This window comes from Spiroplasma endosymbiont of Lariophagus distinguendus, from assembly GCF_023846195.1.
GTDB lineage: Bacteria > Bacillota_I > Bacilli_A > Mycoplasmatales > VBWQ01 > Spiroplasma_E.
Genome location: NZ_JALMUW010000153.1, coordinates 1 through 778, shown reverse-complemented (window position 1 = coordinate 778; position 778 = coordinate 1). Strand labels below are relative to the sequence as shown.

General features: G+C 19.2%; 1 protein-coding gene. It reads left to right on the top strand.

Translation table 4 applies throughout. The annotated features are described in order from the left end of the window. Window positions 1-344: 344 nt before the first annotated feature. Window positions 345-778 (top strand): putative phosphothreonine lyase domain-containing protein (locus M0D11_RS06235; protein WP_252321086.1); only part of this gene is annotated, 434 nt, incomplete at its 3' end.

The window sequence follows — 778 nt, the reverse complement described above, 5'->3', positions numbered from 1 at the left end:
CAAATCAAAAGTAAACAGTGAAGCTTCAACAAGTAAAAGTCAAAATTCTAGTAGTAAATCACAAAAAATGTAAATATAATAAATACTTCAAAACTGCACAATTGTGCAGTTTACTTAACAATTTTATGTTTTCTTTTGTAATTTAAATAAAAATAAATGCAAAAATTCCAAATAACCTTTAAAACTTTAGTTCCAAATTTTTATTTGCGAACTTTTTTTATTTTTTAAAAAAGATTGTTTAATTTATAAAATTTGTTAAAAAATAAGCATAAACTAAATATAGTTTTTATATATTACTTATTTGATTTAATTTTAATGTAAATAAGTTTAAAAGAGGTGTTAATATGAAAAACATTTATGAATATGATATTCATAAAAATGAAATAACAAATGATAGTAAATTATTACCAACTGACAAAGAAAGTCAAAATTATGATTGATTATGAGCAAATAATAATAAATATGAAAATATAGAAATAAATCCAAAAAAAGTTGGAAAATGAATGTTGTTTCCTAATGACAAAGAAGTAAATAATATTTGAAATAAAATTAAAAAAAATATTCAAAATGGTAAACTTTGACATTCAAAAGTTTCTACAAATAATAAAAATAAATCAAATAGTTATGCCATTATGATTTATACAAAAGATTATACAGATATTAACGATGTAGTTAATGTATTAAAAATTTTAAAAGATGAAACTATTATAAAACAAAATCAAATTATTCGTTATAAAACAGATGAACAAACAAGAATGGGCATTTATTCTGGTGGAAA